This window comes from Dickeya lacustris, from assembly GCF_029635795.1.
Lineage (GTDB): Bacteria > Pseudomonadota > Gammaproteobacteria > Enterobacterales > Enterobacteriaceae > Dickeya > Dickeya lacustris.
Genome location: NZ_CP114280.1, coordinates 1,611,157 through 1,629,158, shown reverse-complemented (window position 1 = coordinate 1,629,158; position 18,002 = coordinate 1,611,157). Strand labels below are relative to the sequence as shown.

Below are 18,002 nucleotides of genomic sequence, written 5' to 3'. Positions count from 1 at the left end.
ATTTTTGGCAAAAAAGCAGGGGCGCATTGTGGGAGGCCCCGATGGCGCTGGGGCTGCTACTCATGCTGTCGTTATGCCGCCAGGCGGCGCATGCCGAGCTCTATTTTAACCCGCGCTTTTTGGCCGATGATCCCGCTGCGGTGGCCGATCTCTCGCGCTTTGAAAAGGGGCAGGAAGCGCCAGCAGGAACTTATCGTGTTGATATTTATTTAAATGATGGGTTTGTGACGACCCGTGATGTGACATTTCATGCCGATGAGAAGAGCGGGCGACTGGTGCCTTGCCTGACGCGCAACCAACTGGCGGCTATGGGGGTAAACACGTTGTCGGTGAGCGGCATGGCTCCGTTATCACCACAGGCCTGTGTTCCGCTGGCGGCGCTGATAGACGCTGCCGGTACGCGGTTTGATGTGGGGCGGCAACGCCTTGAGATCAGTGTGCCGCAGGCATACATGACAAGGCAGGCGCGCGGATATATCCCCCCCGAGCATTGGGATAACGGCATTACGGCGGGTGTGCTGAACTATAGCCTGAACGGAAATCGGGTAAAGGGGCGTGACGGCGGCACGCGTGACTACCTGTATCTGAATGTGAACAGCGGCCTGAATATCGGTGCCTGGCGGTTACGCGATAACACGAACTGGCGCTACAACAGTGGCAGCTCGCGCGATTCTCGCTCAAGCCGCTGGCAGCATATTAATACCTATCTGGATCGTGACATCGTGCCGTGGCGGGCGCGGATGACCGTTGGCGACAGCTATACCCAGAGCAGTATTTTTGATGGCATCAATTTTCGCGGTGCGCAGATAGCCACGGATGACAACATGTTGCCGGACAGCCGCAAAGGGTTCGCGCCGGTTATTCGTGGCATTGCGCATGGCACCGCGCAGGTGTCGGTAAAACAAAATGGCTATGAGATTTATCAGACCACCGTCCCCCCGGGGCCCTTTACGATTAATGATTTGTATGCCGCAGGGAGTAGCGGCGATCTTCAGGTGAGTGTCAAAGAGGTGAGTGGCAAGACGCGGGTCTTTAGCGTGCCATATTCTTCCGTGCCCATTTTGCAACGTGAATGGCAGACCAAATATGCACTGACGGCGGGGAAATACCGCAGCGGCAATGTCACGCAAAAGACGCCTGCGTTTTTCCAGGCTACGGTGATGCAAGGGTTGCCACGGGGCTGGACGGCCTATGGCGGTACGCAGCTTTCCGAGCGCTATCGGGCAATGAACCTCGGCGTCGGCAAAAACATGGGGCAGTGGGGGGCGCTGTCGCTGGATGTGACTGGCTCGCAGGCCCGACTGCCGGATGACAGTGAGCACCAGGGCCAATCGCTGCGTTTTCTCTATAACAAAGCGCTGACCGAGACGGGAACAAATCTGCAATTGGCGGGGTATCGCTACTCCACCCAAGGCTATTTCAATTTGTCGGATACCACCTATCAACGCATGAGCGGCTACCGTGTCGTGACACAAGACGGCGTGATGGAGGTGAAACCCCGCTTTACCGATTACTGGAACCTGGCTTACAGCCGTCGCGGACGTGTGCAGTTAAGCGTGACCCAGCAACTGGGGGCGAAATCCACCTTGTACCTGAGCGCCAGCCAGCAGACTTACTGGGGGACACCGCGCAGTGACCAGCAATGGCAGACAGGGGTGAGCAGTGCTATCGATGACATCAACTGGACGCTCAGTTACAACCTGACGAAAAACGCCTGGCAACAGGGACGCGATCAGATGCTGGCCTTGAGTGTCTCGGTGCCCTTTAGCCACTGGCAGCGTTCAGATAGTCGCTCGGTCTGGCGTCACGCCAGCGCGTCCTACAACACCTCTTACGACATGCAAGGACGGTCAACGCACCTTGCGGGTGTTAACGGTACGTTACTGCCCGACAATAACCTGAGCTACAGCGTCCAGTCGGGGTACACGCGGGGAGATAAAACCCAGCAAGGCACTAATGGGTATGCCGCAATGAATTACCGTGGCGGTTCGGGCTATGCCAACGTGGGATACAGCCGCAATGATGGCTACAGCCAGCTCTACTATGGCGTGAGCGGTGGAGTTGTCGCACATGAGAATGGAATAACACTGAGCCAGCCATTAGGTGACACCGTCGTGCTACTCAAAGCACCGGGCGCGGCCAATGCCAAAGTGGAAAACCAGACCGGGGTGACAACCGACTGGCGTGGCTATGCCGTGCTGCCCTACGCGACGGATTACCGTGAAAACCGCGTGGCGCTTGATACCCGAACCCTGGCTGAAAACGTCGATATTGATGATGCCGTCGTGAATGTTGTGCCAACGCGGGGGGCCGTAGTGCGCGCGGATTTTAACGCGCGGGTCGGCATGAAAGCGCTGATGACGCTACGCGTTAACGGCAAACCCGTGCCTTTCGGTGCCATGGTGATGTCCGATGGCCATCAGGCAGGCAGCATTGTGGCGGATAACGGCCAGGTCTACCTGACCGGGCTGCCGCCTGCCGGTAACGTGCGGGCGAAATGGGGCGATGGCCCTGGTGAACAGTGCGTGGCGTCCTATCGTCTGCCAACGAAAAAAACGCAACCGATCTTGAGCCAATTGACGGTGCAGTGTCAGTGAACAGAGGTATCAACATGATAAAAGGCCGTATGTTCATAAAAAAACAGGTACTTGCTGGCCTGCTTCTCACCCTGCTGCTGGTTGGGCGGGGCTGGGCGGCTGGCAGCGGCAGCACCATCACGGTCACGGGCTATGTAAAAGACAATGTCTGTGAGGTGGCGACGGATTCAAAAAATTTCACGGTAGATTTGATGAGTCATGCCGCCAGGCAGTTCCCGCAGGTGGGGATGTCCACGCCCGCCGTGCCCTTTCGTATTGTGCTTTCGCCTTGTGGTAGCGCGGTGACGGCGGTGAAAGTCGGGTTTGGCGGCGTGGCGGATAGTAATAATCCTCGGCTATTGGCGCTAGACGGTGGCGCACAGGCGGCCTCCGGCCTCGGCATTCAGGTGTTGGACAGCCATCAGCGCGAACTGGCGATAAATAGCGCGGCTGCGACACTTGCCTGGATACCGCTGAAACCGGGGCCGTCAAATGCACTGGCGTTTTATGCCCGGCTGATGTCTACCCGTTTGCCGGTAACGGCTGGCACAGTTCATGCCACTGCCACGTTTACCCTTGAGTTTCAGTAACCGGAGAACCGTAATGACGAGGACAGCACAGCGATTACAGGCCCTCTTGCTGATGATGGCGCTGACGGGTATTGCGCAGGCGGCGGATGTGACCATCACCGTCAATGGTCGCGTTGTCGCCAAACCCTGCACGGTATCAACGTCAGATGCGGCGGTGGATTTGGGCGAGTTGTACACCTTTAATCTGGCTAATGCAGGGGCGGCATCATCATGGCACAGCGCCACATTACTGCTGGATAACTGCCCTGTCGGAACCTCACGGGTAACGGCGACGTTCAGCGGCACTCAGGATAGCCATGGCTATTACCGCAATGATGGCGAGGCGAAAAATATTTCACTTCAGCTACAAGATGAAAAAGGCACCACGCTGAACAACGGGGCAAAAAAAGAGATAACGGTGGACTACCAAACGCAATCCGCCCGTTTTCCCCTGCGGGTGAGGGCATTGACGGTAAACGGCAAGGTGACGCAAGGCAGTATTCGCGCGGTGATTAATGTCACCTATACCTATGCCTGAATCAGGAGATTTTACGATGCGTATAACGAAAACCGCTCGCCTGGCAGGTCAACTGACATTGCTATGCATAGCGCTGGTATCTTTTTATCCCATCACCAGTCAGGCTTTTTCCTGCCGAACATCCAGCCGTGCCGGAATAACCAGCGGTAATGTCGATATTTATGTGAATATGCAACCGGCGATAGGCGTGGGTCAGAACTTGGTGGTGGATTTATCGAAAGAGATTTTTTGCAAGAATGACATGCCAGGCATAAAGCAAGAGGATGTGATTAATCTGAGATCGGGCTCTTTATTTAATGGCGGGCTTCAGTCATTTCGGGGAACAGTCTATTTTAATGGTGCGAGCTATCCTTTTCCTTTATCTGGCGATACTGCACCTCTCATTTATTCTAATCGCGATGATACCTATAAACCCTGGCCGGTCAGACTCTATTTAACGCCATTAGGCGGTGCTGGTGGTGTCGCTATCACCAATGGTTCGTTAATAGCGACATTAAGTATGTATAAATACAATAAATATTATGGTGATACGGCCAATTTCACCTGGCGGATTTATGCCAATAATTCGGTGGTGGTTCCTGTCGGCGGGTGTGATGTATCCAGTCGTGATATTACCGTTACTTTACCTGATTATCCCGGAACATCGCCCGTGCCGCTGACCGTACATTGTGCGCAACGGCAGCAATTATCGTACTACCTGACGGGGGCCACGGCTGATGCATCACGCACGGTGTTCACCAATACCGCGAGCGCCGCTGCCACGGGCGTTGGGGTGCAATTATCGGGCCCCGGCGGTGTTATCGCCGCAAACCAGCATGTTTCGCTGGGGCAGGTTGGCACATCGCCGGTGAGCCTTGGCTTGAAGGCCGCGTATTCCCGTACGAACGGCCCGGTTACGGCCGGTGCGGTGCAGTCGGTTGTGGGGGTGACATTTATTTACCAGTAAGTCACCCTAAGGTGTGAATATTGTGAATATCATGCTGAAACAATGCCGGATAAATAACAGGCATGGATGCCTGTGACAAAAATATATTTTCATTTTTTATTTTGATGTGAATGAGCAGCGCTAACACGTGCTTCATATTGGCAAATGCATGTTGGTGAATACCTATTAATAAATAAAAGAGACGCGTTTTTCGATGCGTTTTTATAGATGCGTTATTTATAGGCGCATTATTCACCTGTCTGTTATTAGCCTGTGTGACTATTTACCTATGCTTGCTTATATATGGTCGTTTACATATGAATAGACTGCATGCCACACCGCGTGATGCGGTAAATTATGCTGGGGTGAATTATATTATTTCCCCTTGTTTTTTGACGGCTCGCGGGGTGTCTGAATTATTGCTCGCTAAACATGAGCCGGTGGGGGTGATTCATTTTTACGCATCCGAAAAAAGAATGTGTGCGAATGAAGATGTCAATGCCGATGTCATCGGCATGGTGTCGGGTGAAGACACCTTGCCGGTGATGCGCCAATGCGATCGGGCGATTGTTTTTTTACCGGAAGAGTTACGCTATTTATTTTATAGCCTGCGGCAGTTGGTTGTGATGCTAAAACGTAAGGCGCAGCACGCAGAGGTGATGATACTGAGTCGCTATTCTCCCGCCTGGCTGCATGCCACGCTGTCTGCGTTGCTTGATAGCGAGTCTTGCCTTGACCATGTGCATCTCTCTCGCTCCGATATTTCTTGCTCTACGCTGACCCGGCTGCTGTGTGATGATTGGTCGAGACTACCTGATCTGTTAGAGCAGGCGCAGAGGGATAGCGTATTGATAAAAAAGCCTTTTTCTGCGCTGACACCGCGTGAGTTTTCCGTTCTGCTTGGCTTATTGAGCGGTTGTAATATCCGAACGCAATCAGCGAGGCAGGGGTTGAGTGAGAAAACGCTATATCACCAGCGGCGTCTGGGATTAAGAAAACTCGCCGGTCAAATCCCTGTTTTTGCTGCCCAGATCCCCGGGTTGCACCGTAAATCATCGGGGGGAGTGACAAGGGATAACGCCCCTGAACGGCAGGATAGGGAGTTTATTCAGGCAGTTTATTGCCGCCAGATTGTGCCGGTGTTCCAGCCGGTAGTCGATCGGTGTATGGCGATTCAGGGGGCGGAGGTTTTTGTGTTGTGGCAACGCCATGACCGGATGTTATCGCTGGCTGAGTTTCAACCGGCGCGCGGTTCACGCGCGGCCTGGCGCTATTTGATAGCGCTGATGCTCTATGAAACGGTGTGCGCGATTAATCGGTATGAGGGTCGGCTGTATTTTTCGTTCAAAATCCCTGATGGAGTCATCGATACCCGCTCGCTGATGCACTTGATTGACGCGGCTCGGCAGCGGTTACATCAGGCACAATGGATAGCATGTTTGATACTGGAGCTCTCGGAGTCGGTCGCGATGAGCGGCAATACCTTCGCGGTTCCTCCGCTGAAACGGCTGTTGATGATGGGGGCCCGCGCCATGCTAGAAGAGCGCGGCGCTCAAGACAGTATTGGTCTGCCAAGGCTGATGGCATTAAGCGGCTATAAGCTTGATATCGGTGTCGTGAACGGTTTTTTGTGCGACACACACGAGCGCGTTTTGATTAATAGCCTGATCTATTCCTGCCAGTTGTCAGGGAGCCTCTGCCTTGCTGAAGGGGTGGATTCGTGGGAGAAATTTGATGCGCTGGTACACTTGGGTATTGAAGGATTTCAAGGCGATATTATTTCGCCGCCGGTCTCTGCTGCGTCTTTTGGCGAGCGGGTTTGCCCGCGTCGCGGCTACTAACCCGCAGTGCTGTCGCCACCACCTCATGGCGACGACGGCGAGGGTAACGGCTCGCTTTTCTGCGCACAGGCAAGATGGCGCGCGAGCAAGCGCCCTCTTCGCTGCTGCACTGGGCTGCCCGACTGTCGCCTATGCCTTCGCATGTACCGATGCGACGGGGCATGTCATCAATAGTCAGGCTGGCGGATATGGCGTTTTTTCTGTGTATGTGAACCTGCAACCGACGTTGTCTGAGGGGCAAAATTTGGTGGTGGATCTGGCTGACAGCATCCGCTGCCAGAATGAACTGCCAGAGGAGTATATTGACTGGGTTTCCCTGCGCGCAGGCTCGGCGTTCGGCGGCGCACTCAAGAATTTTACCGGCACCGTCCAATATCACCAGAACAGTTACCCTTTCCCGACTGTGGCACCGACGCCTGATATCGCCAATCGCGCATCCGTTTTTGCTTCCTGGCCGGTGCGGTTGTATTTAACGCCGGTGTCTGCCGCAGGCGGCGTCGTCATTCTTCAGGGCGAGAAAATAGCGCAGTTGAATATGTTTAAATATTCAACCAACCCACGCACCGGTCAGCGTAATGGCACGCAAGATAGTTTTGTCTGGAATATTTATGCCAATAACCGCGTGGTTGTGCCCACAGGCGGCTGTGATAGCGATGTCCGTGATGTGAATATCACGTTGCCGGATTACCCCGCGCTGCCAACAGCGGTTCCTTTAACGATACGCTGTGCCCGCCCTCAACATTTGGCCTATTTCCTCACCGGCACGACGGTGGATCCCGAACGGACGATATTTACCAACACGGCTGCGCCATTAGCCGCCAGCGGTGTAGGGGTTCGGCTCTCAACGGCACAACAAACGCTGGCGACCCATCGCACCCTTTCGCTGGGGTCGTTGGCCCTGCACCGGTTAACCTTGGGCTAATGGCATCCTACGCCCACACCGGCGGGGCGATCGCGGCAGGCCCGGTGCAGTCAATTATTGGCGTGACGTTTGTTTACCTGTGATTTATTACCGCCAGGTACAATCATGTAAATAATAATTTACGAATGTTAGCGCATTGGATTTATCTTAATGTTTTGATTTAAAGTTATTTTTCATTTTCCCATCCTATATGCTGCAACGGTAATCCTAGCGAAGTGGATTTTTTTTCCGCCATACACCACTGCCTCAATCCCCCAGCGACAGGATATTCGTTGGGTGAGAAACGGATGTTATGTTATATTGTTTCAGTTTCGAACGATGAAACGAGATGAAACACATCAGGCTGCCTGCTTGTTGACGTACCCTCAGTGCAACCAGAAACACCGGTTAGCGGCGTTATCGCCGTCAAGATAAGAATAACGCTGTAAAAACGTGCCTCGCAGTGCCGATCTTTGCGTAATAAAAGAGATGTATTCGCATTGACTCAGGGCATGAATGCCGATGAGGGAGTGATGTTTTTTTAACAAAACATGATTTTTTTGGTTAAAAAGCAGTGTAGTTCATAAAAAAGTACTTTTCACACAATCGCTGGTATGGAGTACATGATGAAAAATAGGCGATATCTTACCCGGGAAGAAGTGCATTCGTTATTGGATGCAGCGCAGGCTGGAAAGCACGCGGCCAGAAACTACTGCATGATTCTCATGTCCTTTCTACATGGCTATCGGATCAGTGAGTTACTTTCACTGAAGATTTCCGATGTTGATATGATGTCCAGACAAATTTATATCAGGAGAAAGAAAAATGGCTTTTCATCTATCCACCCGCTAGACCCCAGCGAGTATCGCTGTCTGGTAAACTGGCTGGATATTAGAAAAAGCTACCCCCCCTCTCGGCACAGCAATCGAATCTTCATTACTGAACGCAGCGGCAGTTTGTCACGCAAGCAGGCCTGGTTCATTATCAAGGAGTGTGGCCGTAAAGCGGATATCCCGATCCCTTCCTACCCGCATATGCTTCGTCATGCCTGTGGTTACGCGCTTGCGAATGGCGGGGCTGATACCCGGCTAATTCAGGATTATCTCGGCCATAGAAACATCCGTCACACCGTACATTACACAAAATGCAATCCGGCCAGGTTCGCTGAGTTTACCCATATCTTGCTGTAATAGATGTACTGACAAGGATAAATAACAACCATCGTGAGTCACGGTATGGTTTTCCTGCCTATCAGACAGACTATACCGTGACACATTGCGTGTGTTCCCTCTTCGTGGCGTTTGCTTGCCATGATAGTTACTCGCCATGATATTTCCGCGTCATGAGGCTCCCTCTCCGTCGTGTGCCCGCTTTCTTTGCGCTGTTACCGGCTTCTGCTGTAAATCAGTGAAACGTATCAAGTGTCGCGGTGTTCTTTTATGCTAGGGTGAGTTTCCTAAAAACAGGCGTGGTTTGCTGTGCGGTTGTCTTATCCGGGTCGTAATTATGTATGAGTTCAAACTGGTTTTACTGTTGCTCCAGCAGATGTGTGTCTACCTGGTGATTGCTTACTTACTCAGTAAAACGCCGTTGTTTATTCCTTTAATGCAAGTCACGGTGCGCCTGCCGCATAAATTGCTCTGCTACGCCATGTTTTCCATGTTCTGCATTATGGGCACCTATTTCGGGCTGCATGTGCAGGATTCGATTGCCAACACCCGGGCGATTGGCGCTGTGCTGGGCGGCTTATTGGGCGGGCCGGGCGTCGGCATGCTGGTCGGTATGACCGGCGGATTACACCGTTATTCACTCGGTGGCATGACGGCGTTCAGTTGTATGGTCTCAACCATCGTGGAAGGCTTGCTGGGCGGCATGGCGCACCGCTTGCTGATGCGCCGTGGCCGGATAGACCGCCTGTTTAACCCGTTTACCGTCGCTGGCGTGACCTTCATCGCCGAATTATTGCAGATGAGCATCATTCTGCTGCTGGCGCGCCCCTTTGAGGATGCGCTAACGCTGGTCAAAGACATTGCCGTGCCGATGATAGTGACCAACAGCGTTGGCGCGGCGATGTTTATGCGTATCCTGCTGGACAGGCGCGCCATGTTTGAGAAATACACCTCGGCGTTTTCCGCCCGCGCCCTCAAGATAGCCGCCTGCACCGAAGGTATTTTGCATCAGGGGTTTAACGAAGAAAACAGCATGCGGGTTGCGCAGGTTATCTATCAGGAGATGGATATTGGCGCGGTGGCGATCACCGACCGGGAAAAACTGCTGGCGTTTATCGGCCTGGGTGACGATCACCACCTTCCGGGTACGCCGATTGCCTCGCGCCACACCCGGCGCGCCATCGAACATAACGAAGTGGTGTATGCCGATGGTAACGAAACCCCTTATCAATGCTCGTTACGCACCAGTTGTCGGCTCGGCTCGACACTGGTTATCCCGCTGTGCGGCGAGAATCAGCAGGTTATCGGCACGATTAAACTCTACGAGGCGAAAAACCGGCTGTTTAGTTCGATTAACCGCACGTTTGGCGAAGGCATTGCCAGCCTGTTGGCCGCGCAGATTCTGGCCGGGCAATATGAACGTAGTAAGCAGTTGCTGACGCAATCGGAAATCAAATTGCTGCATGCCCAGGTAAATCCCCACTTTTTGTTTAATGCGCTCAATACCTTGCTGGCGGTTATCCGTCGTGACAGCGAGCAGGCCGGAAAACTGGTGCAATCGCTGTCAACGTTTTTCCGTAAAAACCTCAAGCGCTCTGCCGAGGTTGTCACGCTGGCGGATGAAATTGAGCACGTTAATGCTTACCTGCAAATTGAAAAAGCGCGTTTTCAGGAACGGTTACAGGTGCGTTTTGAACTGCCGCCTGAACTGATGACGATGCGTTTACCGGCGTTTTCGCTGCAACCGCTGGTTGAGAATGCTATCAAGCACGGTACGGCGCATCTGCTTGGCACCGGCATCATTACGCTGAGTGCCCGTCGGCAAGGTCGCAGTTTGTTGCTGTGCATTGAGGATAACGCCGGGCTTTATCAACCGGATGCGGATGTGAACGCCAATAGCACCGGGCTTGGGATGAATCTGGTGGATAAGCGTATCCGCAGTCGCTACGGCGAAGGATATGGACTCAGCGTGACCTGCGAACCGGATTGTTACACCCATGTACTCGTCACCTTGCCTTGTGAGGAAGCTGTATAGATGTTGAGTGTGTTGATTGTCGATGATGAACCGCTGGCGCGCGATAATCTGCGTTGCCTGCTGGAGCAGGATGGCGAGTTGTCGCTGGTCGGCGAGTGCGCCAATGCGCTGGAAGCGATTAGCGCGATTCACCGCCAGCACCCTGATGTGGTGTTTCTGGATATCCAGATGCCGCGCATCAGCGGGCTGGAAATGATAGGCATGATTGACCCGGATAATATGCCCTATATCGTGTTTATCACCGCCTATGATGAATACGCCGTTAAAGCGTTTGAAGAGCAGGCGTTTGACTATTTACTCAAGCCCATCGACCCGCAGCGGCTGGCGAAAACACTGCGTAATTTGCACCGCGAGCGCCCGGCGCAACCGCTCGATGGCTTACCCTTGCAAGCCGGGCTGGATTACATTCCCTGTACCGGCCACAGCCGCATTTACCTGATGAAAAGCAGCGAGGTGCAATACGCCAGTTCGCGCCAGAGCGGGGTTTATGTCACCGGGCCGCAGGGCGAGGAATGCTTCACCGAGCTGACGCTCAAAACCCTGGAGAGCCGAACCACGCTGGTGCGCTGTCATCGTCAATATCTGGTGAATATGGATTGCCTGCGTGAGATTCGGCTTGAGGAGAGCGGTCATGCCGAGATTTTACTGAAAAGCGGGCAGACGCTGCCGGTCAGTCGCCGCTATCTGAAAACCCTCAAGCAACTGCTTGGCTTGAAAGGCTAAGTCGCCCGCCGCGCTGTTCTCACACCTCAGGCGGCAACCGCAACGGTTGCCGTGCCAGTCGCAAGGTTCACGCTCTGTCGGGGGCTATCCTGTCTTTGCCGATGGGCTGCCGCTTATCCCGCTATATGACCGGTCATACGCTTATCCGACCACTTATCCAAAATTCCCTGTCATGTGATAGAGGGGCTGATTACAGTCACTCTACATAACTGCATCATTAATAAAGACATCATTAATACAGACATCATCAACAAGCGACCATAACAAGAGAGAGCGTGATGAAGGATAAACTGCTTAAACACCTACCCTGGGTATTGCTGGGGTTCATCGGGGCGTGTTGTCTGGGCGTAGTGGCATTGCGCCGTGGCGAGCACGTAAGTGCCATGTGGATAGTCGTAGCGTCGGTGGCCGTCTATCTTGTCGCCTACCGTTATTACAGCCTGTATATCGCTCGTCAGGTGATGCAGCTTGACGCCAATCGCGCGACGCCCGCAGTGGTGAATAACGACGGGCTGAACTATGTGCCGACTAACCGCAACGTGTTGTTCGGCCACCATTTTGCCGCTATCGCAGGCGCGGGCCCGCTGGTCGGGCCGGTACTGGCCGCGCAAATGGGCTACCTGCCCGGCACGCTGTGGCTGCTGGCGGGTGTGGTGCTGGCAGGCGCAGTACAGGACTTTATGGTGCTGTTTATGTCCACCCGCCGCAACGGGGTGTCGCTCGGTGAAATGATCAAAGAGGAAATGGGGCCGGTGCCCGGCACCATCGCGCTGTTCGGCTGCTTCCTGATTATGATAATCATCCTGGCGGTGCTGGCGTTGATCGTGGTGAAAGCGCTGGCGGAAAGCCCATGGGGTGTGTTTACCGTCTGCTCCACCGTGCCGATTGCGCTGTTTATGGGCATTTATATGCGCTTTCTGCGCCCTGGCCGGGTGGGGGAAGTGTCTGTCATCGGCATCGTGCTGTTGCTGCTGGCGATTTGGCTTGGCGGTGTTATCGCCCATGACCCGTACTGGGGCCCGGCGTTGACCTTCAAAGACACCACCATCACCTTTGCGCTGATCGGTTATGCGTTTATCTCGGCGCTGCTGCCGGTATGGTTGATTCTGGCACCGCGTGACTATCTGGCGACGTTCCTGAAAATCGGGGTGATCGTCGGTCTGGCTATCGGCATCGTCATCATCAACCCTGAGCTGAAAATGCCGTCCATGACGCAGTTTATCGACGGTACTGGCCCGGTGTGGAAAGGTGCGCTGTTCCCGTTCCTGTTTATTACCATCGCCTGTGGCGCGGTATCCGGCTTCCATGCGCTGATTGCGTCCGGCACCACGCCGAAACTGCTGGCGAACGAAACCGATGCCCGCTTTATCGGTTACGGTGCGATGCTGATGGAGTCGTTTGTCGCCATCATGGCGCTGGTGGCCGCGTCGATTATCGAGCCGGGTTTGTATTTCGCCATGAACACCCCGCCGGTCGGTCTGGGTATCACCATGCCGAACCTGCACGAGCTTGGCGGCGCTAACGCCCCGGCTATCATGGCGCAGTTGCAGGGCGTTACCGCGCAGGCGGCGGCAACAGTCAGCGCCTGGGGCTTTGTGATTTCACCGGAGCAGATTCTGCAAACCGCGAAAGACATCGGCGAGCCGTCGGTACTGAACCGCGCCGGTGGCGCACCGACGCTGGCGGTAGGGATTGCGCATGTGTTCCATCAGATTATCCCCAGCGCCAACATGGGATTCTGGTATCACTTCGGGATTCTGTTTGAAGCGCTGTTCATCCTGACGGCGCTGGATGCGGGCACGCGTTCTGGCCGCTTTATGTTGCAGGATTTGCTGGGTAACTTCGTCCCGTTCCTGAAAAAAACCGATTCACTGATTGCCGGGATTATCGGCACCGCCGGTTGCGTCGGCCTGTGGGGGTATTTGCTGTATCAGGGCGTGGTCGATCCGCTCGGTGGCGTTAAGAGCCTGTGGCCGCTGTTCGGTATCTCCAACCAGATGCTGGCGGCTGTGGCGCTGGTGCTCGGCACCGTGGTGCTTATCAAGATGAAACGCACCCGTTATATCTGGGTTACGATGCTGCCAGCGATTTGGTTGCTGATTTGTACCACCTGGGCGCTGGTGCTGAAGCTGTTTAGCAATAACCCGCAGATGGAAGGCTTCTTGTATCTGGCGCGTGTTTACAAACAGCGCATCGCTGAGGGGACGAATCTAAGTGAACAGCAGATTGCCAACATGCATCACATCGTGGTGAATAACTACACCAATGCCGTATTGAGCGTTTTGTTCCTGGTGGTGGTGTATAGCATAATCTTCTACGGTATCCGCACCGCGCTGGCTGTGCGTAACCGCCCGGCGCGCAGTGACAGGGAAACCCCCTATGTGCCGGTGCCGGAAGGTGGCGTGAAGATATCTTCCCATCACTGATAACCGGGAGATAGCCGGGAGGGTATCGCCGACAGGTTCTGGTAAGAGCCTGTCGGCGTGAATGCAAAGAGAGGGCGATATGTTCGGAAATCTGGGTAAAGCGGGAAAGTATTTGGGCCAGGCCGCCAGAATGCTGGTGGGGATTCCTGATTACGACACCTATGTACAACATATGCAGACCAACCACCCCGACCAGGATGTGATGAGCTACGAGGAGTTTTTCCGCGAGCGCCAGCAGGCGCGTTATGGCGGCAGCGGCAAAGGCGGTTTCCGCTGTTGTTAAACCGAAAAAGGTTAAATCGAAAAAGGTTAAACCGGAAAAGGTTAGACAGGAAAAGGTTAGACCGGAAAAGGTTAGACCGGAAAAGGAATGCAGCGCCAACACATCAACAGGAGTCCCTGTGAGCACCATGCCATTGCCCGCAACCATCCTCACCGGTTTTCTCGGGGCCGGAAAAACCACCTTACTGCGATATCTGTTGCATGCCGATCACGGTGAGAAAATCGCGGTGATTGAAAATGAATTTGGCGCGGTCGCCATTGATGACGCCTTGCTGGGCGATCGCGCGACCCGTATTACCACCTTAAGTAACGGATGCATTTGCTGTAGCAGCGCCAATGAATTGTCCGATGCGCTGCATGACTTGCTGGACGGTATCGACAGCGGCGAGCTGATAATTGACCGTCTGGTGATTGAATGTACCGGCATGGCCGACCCTGGGCCCGTTATCCAAACGTTTTTTGCCGACGAACGCCTGAGCGAACGTTTTGTCCTCGACGGCGTGATTGCGCTGGTCGATGCGGTGCATGCCGATGAGCAGCTCTCTCGCCATACTGTCGCGCAGGCGCAGGTCGGCTATGCTGACCGGCTACTGCTGACCAAAACTGACCTGGTTGCTGATACGCAGGCGCTGGAAGCGCGGCTGGCGCGCATTAATGCGCGGGCCGTGCTGCACCGGGTGGTGAACGGGCAGATCGATCATGGGGTCATCTTCGGGGTAGAGGGCTTTATGCTCGATGACCGTCTGGCGCTATCAAGGCCACGTTTTCGCCCGCTGATTGAACCGGATAACGCCATCAGCTCACTGGTTATCACGTTACCGCATGCGGTGGACATTGAGGCGGTATCGGCTGTAATGGAACAATTGCTGTTGAATTGCGCTGATAACCTGCTGCGCTATAAAGGCGTGCTGGCGATAGACGGCGATGAGCGTCGCCTGCTGTTTCAGGGGGTGCAACGGCTCTACAGCGCCGACTGGGACAGGCCATGGCGTGACGATGAAGCCCGCGAGTGTGTAATGGTGTTTATCGGTATTCGTTTACCGCAAGAAGAAATACAGCGCGCCTTTGCAACGCTGGCCCCTGAAGGGATGAGCAGCGAGACGCGCTGATCGCGCTCATAGAGGTACAGATAGCGGAACTGATAGGAGTGCGGAGAGAGGCTGCCTGCAAAGGTTGCAGACAGCGGCTCCCTTATTTGGCCGCGCGGCTGTAATAGGCGGTAAAACTGGCTTTAGCCAACGTGTTGGCGTTTATCATGTACCCGCCGAGCGCCGGATTAGCCTCTTTGGGGATATCCAGTGTCGGCGTTTTCAGCGCGTAAACGGTGAAGATATAGCGGTGCGGCTTATCTCCCGGCGGCGGGCAGACACCGCCCCAGGCTTCCACGCCATAATCAATACGCAACTGACGAGCGCCATCGGGCAGGCGCTTGCCACCCGCTTCACCGGCATTATCGGCCAACTGATTGACGGAGGCCGGAATGTTAATCACCATCCAGTGCCACCAGCCCGACCCGGTCGGGGCATCCGGGTCATAGACGGTGACAGCGAAGCTCTGCGTGCCAGCGGGGGCACCTTGCCAGTGAAGCGCCGGTGACTGGTTCTCACCCTGACAGCCGAAGCTGTCGGCTTCAAAGCGTTTTGGCAGTGTGCTCTTTGGCGCGATAGCCGGACTTGATAAGGTTAATGTACTGGCCTCTGCGGTGGCCAGCGGCGATCCGCACAGCAAGGCGGCTGCGATAACCCCAGCGCGTAACTCTCTTTTCATATCGATTTTCCTGTGTCTCATGGTAGGCTTGCCGCTTAAAGGTAGGCGTCTTGTCGTTCATCACTGTAACCGGTGTCAGCGACGCGCGGTGCTCCAGACGGCGCAACCTCTGCTCCATTTCCACCACGGATACGTTATGACCATCAACACCACGCTTATCGCGCCAGCGGATACCGGAACAGCGGGGCTGACATTGTCTGCGCCTCTGGCGTTATCACACCAGATTGTGGCGCGGAATCAGTATGTGCTGCGCACAGTGGTGATGCGCGCCGATTTGATTGGGCTGGTGTTATCGGGCACAAAGCAGTTGCTTGCCCCGCAAGGGCGCTGCGCGTTTTCAGCCGGTGAGTGCTTTATCCTGCCGCGCGGCACGCAATGGGATGTGGTGAATGACCCGGCCCCGCAAGGGCGCTATGTCGCCCGGGTACTGAATCTGCAACCGGAAACCCTCACGCACTTTTATCAGCAATTTGGCCACTTCGCCGCACTGCCTGCGGTGCGCAGTTTTGCCCGTGTGACAAACAGCGCCCAGATGCAGGAGACGTTTTTACGTGCCGCCGATGCCCTTGCCGATGAGCGCTGTTCCGCTGCGTTACGCGAGCATCGTGTGATGGAGGTGCTATTGGTGCTGGCCGAGCAAGCGGCGATAGTGTTGACACCGCCGAGCGTTTTGAGCTGGCGTGAGCGGGTGCGGCGGCTGGTGGCGCAGCGCCCCCATGATGACTGGTCGGTAACGCGGGTGGCGCAGGCGCTTTCCAGTACGCCGAGCACCCTGAACCGGCGGCTGGCGCAAGAAGCCAGCACCATTGCCGCCTGTGTGCGTGAAACCCGGCTGGAAGCGGCCATGGTGTTATTGCAGTCATCACATCGCTCGGTTGCTGCCATTGCCAGAGATGTTGGCTATGAATCTCACAGTAAATTTACGGCGGCGTTTCGCCGTCGTTTCGGGGTGTTGCCGTCCGCATTACGTGATGGATGTCCGCTGGGCGAGGGCGAGCCGTAACACATAATGACGTGTTCGCGCGTGTTTGGCTGATTCTCAAACGATTTTTCATCTTTACTGCGTGTTATGCACACTTGCTGGCTGTCGCTGACATAACTTTCCGTTTTTTCTCCCCCGCCATACTTAGCATGACGTTGCTGCATGTAGCATCAAGATAACGTGACTGGCGTTACGCTTTTTATGCCGTTCGGTCACGGATATTGCGCGTGCAATATTAATGTTTGTTTAACTTTCGACCGATATGATGAATGAGTGATGCAACAGTGCATGTAGTGAAGCGGGGCATCGGCGTACCCATTCACCGCAGGCAATAGGGCTGCAATAGTGGTTGGAAGGTGAACACTTTTACATGATGTGACCACAGGAGGACGCGATGTTTGAACCCATCTCTGTTTATCTTGCTGTGCTGGCAGTAATTGTCATTCCCGGGTTTCTGGCCGCATTTCTCAGCCCGCGATGGAATGACTAAACATCAACAGGCACAAATACTGTCACCTTTGCACGCCCCGCCAGTGATGTCTGTCGGGGCGTGTTGTTGATACGGTGCTCACTCTTTCGAGACAGCGCGCATAATGTAAAAAAACTAATGCCCGCGTACCTCCCCTTGCCCCAGCGTGTGCACACTGTTGCCAAAGGCATCTGTGGCGCTCAGGTCTGCGCCTTTTGCCTGTAATGCAGTGAGGATCTCGCTGCGTTGAAATAAAGAGGCATACATGGCAGCGGTTTGCCCGACGTGGTTGCGCAGATTTGGGTTACACGTAGCGGCCATCAAACGCTGGGCTATCTTGAGCTCCCCTTTGAAAATCGCGCCCATTAATGCCGTATTGCCGCGCTTATCCTGCTGGCAGGGGTCTGCGCCATGAGCCAGTAGCAACGCCAGCGTGTCATCGTGGCCGTGATAGGCGGCAAGAATAACCGCGCTGTACCCCTTTTCGTCTGCCGTATTCAGGTTATAACCGGCACGGATGAACTCTGCCATCATGGCATTGTTACCGCTGCGCGCCGCATCCCATAAGTAACGGTTTAACTGCGCCTGTAGCGCTTGCTCGTCGTGTGCGGCTGCGGGGGCAGGCGATGTGGGCTGCGCGTGTACGGGGACGGTGGGTTGAGAGGGGGGAAGCTGCGCCAGCGCTGAGGTCAGCACCAGCAGCAGAGCGAATGGTAACAGCGGTTTCATAATGATAGTTCCTTTATCATGTTAGAGGTGCGCGTGTTGTCATAAACAAACCATGCCATTGCGCACACGT

The 18,002-nt window shown here is 54.7% G+C and carries 15 protein-coding genes and 1 pseudogene; 14 read left to right on the top strand and 2 right to left on the bottom strand.

Annotation, left to right across the window (positions count from 1 at the left end):
- Positions 1-41 precede the first annotated feature (41 nt).
- From O1Q98_RS07325 to yjiA, 12 genes and pseudogenes are all read left to right on the top strand, one after another.
- Positions 42-2,597 (top strand): fimbrial biogenesis usher protein, encoded by a 2,556-nt coding sequence (locus tag O1Q98_RS07325; protein ID WP_240632719.1) that lies wholly within the window; start codon positions 42-44, stop codon positions 2,595-2,597.
- Between the two features lie 29 nt (positions 2,598-2,626).
- Positions 2,627-3,166, top strand: coding sequence for a type 1 fimbrial adaptor subunit FimF (gene fimF / locus O1Q98_RS07320; protein ID WP_125258463.1), 540 nt, complete (start codon positions 2,627-2,629; stop codon positions 3,164-3,166).
- Between the two features lie 52 nt (positions 3,167-3,218).
- Positions 3,219-3,683: a type 1 fimbrial minor subunit FimG gene (gene fimG, locus O1Q98_RS07315; protein WP_125258510.1), complete on the top strand. Its 465-nt coding sequence runs from the start codon at positions 3,219-3,221 to the stop codon at positions 3,681-3,683.
- Between the two features lie 16 nt (positions 3,684-3,699).
- Complete coding sequence (locus tag O1Q98_RS07310; protein ID WP_125258464.1) at positions 3,700-4,629, top strand: fimbrial protein; 930 nt, start codon at positions 3,700-3,702, stop codon at positions 4,627-4,629.
- A gap of 296 nt (positions 4,630-4,925) precedes the next feature.
- A complete protein-coding gene (locus tag O1Q98_RS07305) occupies positions 4,926-6,449 on the top strand; it encodes an EAL domain-containing protein (protein ID WP_125258465.1) in 1,524 nt (507 codons plus the stop codon).
- A 25-nt stretch (positions 6,450-6,474) separates the two neighbouring features.
- Positions 6,475-7,454, top strand: a pseudogene (locus O1Q98_RS07300) (fimbrial protein).
- A gap of 519 nt (positions 7,455-7,973) precedes the next feature.
- Positions 7,974-8,540, top strand: coding sequence for a tyrosine-type DNA invertase (locus O1Q98_RS07295; RefSeq protein WP_269975631.1), 567 nt, complete (start codon positions 7,974-7,976; stop codon positions 8,538-8,540).
- Positions 8,541-8,856: 316 nt separating this feature from the next.
- Positions 8,857-10,554: a sensor histidine kinase gene (locus O1Q98_RS07290; RefSeq protein ID WP_125258466.1), complete on the top strand. Its 1,698-nt coding sequence runs from the start codon at positions 8,857-8,859 to the stop codon at positions 10,552-10,554.
- Complete coding sequence (gene btsR, locus O1Q98_RS07285; RefSeq protein ID WP_125258467.1) at positions 10,555-11,277, top strand: two-component system response regulator BtsR; 723 nt, start codon at positions 10,555-10,557, stop codon at positions 11,275-11,277.
- Between the two features lie 278 nt (positions 11,278-11,555).
- Positions 11,556-13,703 (top strand): carbon starvation CstA family protein, encoded by a 2,148-nt coding sequence (locus O1Q98_RS07280; RefSeq protein ID WP_420810493.1) that lies wholly within the window; start codon positions 11,556-11,558, stop codon positions 13,701-13,703.
- Positions 13,704-13,782: 79 nt separating this feature from the next.
- A complete protein-coding gene (locus O1Q98_RS07275) occupies positions 13,783-13,986 on the top strand; it encodes a YbdD/YjiX family protein (RefSeq protein ID WP_125258469.1) in 204 nt (67 codons plus the stop codon).
- Positions 13,987-14,113: 127 nt separating this feature from the next.
- Positions 14,114-15,094 carry a GTPase gene (yjiA, locus tag O1Q98_RS07270; RefSeq protein ID WP_125258512.1) on the top strand — a complete coding sequence of 327 codons (981 nt, stop codon included), beginning with the start codon at positions 14,114-14,116 and terminating at the stop codon, positions 15,092-15,094.
- A gap of 82 nt (positions 15,095-15,176) precedes the next feature.
- On the opposite strand, the gene O1Q98_RS07265 is transcribed toward yjiA, so the two are convergent.
- On the bottom strand, positions 15,177-15,752 hold the full coding sequence (locus tag O1Q98_RS07265) for a YbhB/YbcL family Raf kinase inhibitor-like protein (protein ID WP_125258470.1): 576 nt from the start codon (positions 15,750-15,752) through the stop codon (positions 15,177-15,179).
- A gap of 136 nt (positions 15,753-15,888) precedes the next feature.
- On the opposite strand from O1Q98_RS07265, the gene O1Q98_RS07260 reads away from it, so the two are divergent.
- Both O1Q98_RS07260 and mgtS read left to right on the top strand, forming a co-directional pair.
- Entirely contained in the window at positions 15,889-16,755 is an 867-nt protein-coding gene (locus O1Q98_RS07260; protein WP_125258471.1) for a helix-turn-helix transcriptional regulator, read from the top strand.
- Positions 16,756-17,128: 373 nt separating this feature from the next.
- Positions 17,129-17,224 (top strand): protein MgtS, encoded by a 96-nt coding sequence (mgtS, locus tag O1Q98_RS19775; RefSeq protein ID WP_164512957.1) that lies wholly within the window; start codon positions 17,129-17,131, stop codon positions 17,222-17,224.
- A 114-nt stretch (positions 17,225-17,338) separates the two neighbouring features.
- Here mgtS and O1Q98_RS07255 read toward each other — a convergent pair whose 3' ends face one another.
- On the bottom strand, positions 17,339-17,932 hold the full coding sequence (locus O1Q98_RS07255; protein ID WP_125258472.1) for an ankyrin repeat domain-containing protein: 594 nt from the start codon (positions 17,930-17,932) through the stop codon (positions 17,339-17,341).
- Positions 17,933-18,002 lie beyond the last annotated feature (70 nt).

Bases quoted from the DNA above. Each gene is read 5' to 3' on its own strand.
- O1Q98_RS07325 (WP_240632719.1), top strand. From the start codon at position 42: ATGGCGCTGGGGCTGCTACTCATGCTGTCGTTATGCCGCCAGGCGGCG.
- fimF (WP_125258463.1), top strand. From the start codon at position 2,627: ATGTTCATAAAAAAACAGGTACTTGCTGGCCTGCTTCTCACCCTGCTG.
- fimG (WP_125258510.1), top strand. From the start codon at position 3,219: ATGATGGCGCTGACGGGTATTGCGCAGGCGGCGGATGTGACCATCACC.
- O1Q98_RS07310 (WP_125258464.1), top strand. From the start codon at position 3,700: ATGCGTATAACGAAAACCGCTCGCCTGGCAGGTCAACTGACATTGCTA.
- O1Q98_RS07305 (WP_125258465.1), top strand. From the start codon at position 4,926: ATGAATAGACTGCATGCCACACCGCGTGATGCGGTAAATTATGCTGGG.
- O1Q98_RS07295 (WP_269975631.1), top strand. From the start codon at position 7,974: ATGATGAAAAATAGGCGATATCTTACCCGGGAAGAAGTGCATTCGTTA.
- O1Q98_RS07290 (WP_125258466.1), top strand. From the start codon at position 8,857: ATGTATGAGTTCAAACTGGTTTTACTGTTGCTCCAGCAGATGTGTGTC.
- btsR (WP_125258467.1), top strand. From the start codon at position 10,555: ATGTTGAGTGTGTTGATTGTCGATGATGAACCGCTGGCGCGCGATAAT.
- O1Q98_RS07280 (WP_420810493.1), top strand. From the start codon at position 11,556: ATGAAGGATAAACTGCTTAAACACCTACCCTGGGTATTGCTGGGGTTC.
- O1Q98_RS07275 (WP_125258469.1), top strand. From the start codon at position 13,783: ATGTTCGGAAATCTGGGTAAAGCGGGAAAGTATTTGGGCCAGGCCGCC.
- yjiA (WP_125258512.1), top strand. From the start codon at position 14,114: ATGCCATTGCCCGCAACCATCCTCACCGGTTTTCTCGGGGCCGGAAAA.
- O1Q98_RS07265 (WP_125258470.1), bottom strand. From the start codon at position 15,752: ATGAAAAGAGAGTTACGCGCTGGGGTTATCGCAGCCGCCTTGCTGTGC.
- O1Q98_RS07260 (WP_125258471.1), top strand. From the start codon at position 15,889: ATGACCATCAACACCACGCTTATCGCGCCAGCGGATACCGGAACAGCG.
- mgtS (WP_164512957.1), top strand. From the start codon at position 17,129: ATGTTTGAACCCATCTCTGTTTATCTTGCTGTGCTGGCAGTAATTGTC.
- O1Q98_RS07255 (WP_125258472.1), bottom strand. From the start codon at position 17,932: ATGAAACCGCTGTTACCATTCGCTCTGCTGCTGGTGCTGACCTCAGCG.